Annotated in this window: 2 protein-coding genes; both read left to right on the forward strand. The window is 75.7% G+C overall.

What is annotated here, in order from left to right; all coding sequences use genetic code 11:
• Positions 1 to 382, forward strand: a 382-nt coding sequence (locus tag ACYVE9_RS30090; RefSeq protein WP_461031022.1) for a hypothetical protein, incomplete at its 5' end; no start/stop codon positions are given.
• Between the two features lie 38 nt (positions 383 to 420).
• The coding region (locus ACYVE9_RS30095; protein WP_461031023.1) for a 3-hydroxyacyl-CoA dehydrogenase NAD-binding domain-containing protein at positions 421 to 610 on the forward strand (190 nt) is incomplete at its 3' end.

Consider the following 610-nt stretch of genomic DNA (forward strand, 5'->3'; position numbering starts at 1 on the left):
GCTCGCCGCCCTCGTCACCCTGCTCACCGACCGGGCGGAGGCCGACGGGCTGCTGCTGGGACTCGTCCGCGCGGACGGCCCGCCACTTGCGCTGCGGGTCGACGTGGCGGACGAGCCGTCCCTGACGGAACTGGCCGCGCGGATCGCCCGGCTGACCGCCGAGGCGGAGGCCGCCCCGCCCACCGAGGGACCGTGGCCGTTCGACGTCACCGCCGATCCGCACGGCACCGGCGTCCGGACCGAAGGACCCGTGCCCGACCTGCACTGGAGCGTCACCGACGACGGGGTCACCGTCGACTACCGCACCGAGCTGTTCGACGAGGCGACCGTGCTCGCCCTCGCCGACGACCTCGTCGCCCTGGCGCGCGCCGTCGCCGCGTGACACCACGAGCCTGCACCGACCGGGAAGGAACCCCCCACGTGGGTGAGAGCAAGGACAGTGAGCCGTTGGACACGGCCGGAGTACCGGTCGGCATCGTCGGAGCCGGCACCATGGGCGTCGGCGTCGCACAGTGCTTCGCCGCCGCCGGACACCCCGTCGTGGTCGTCGACCCGGCCCCGGCGGCGCGGGGGAGCGGGCCGGAGCGGATCCGCTCCTGGACGCGCGCCG

Source organism: Streptomyces sparsus (assembly GCF_054776295.1).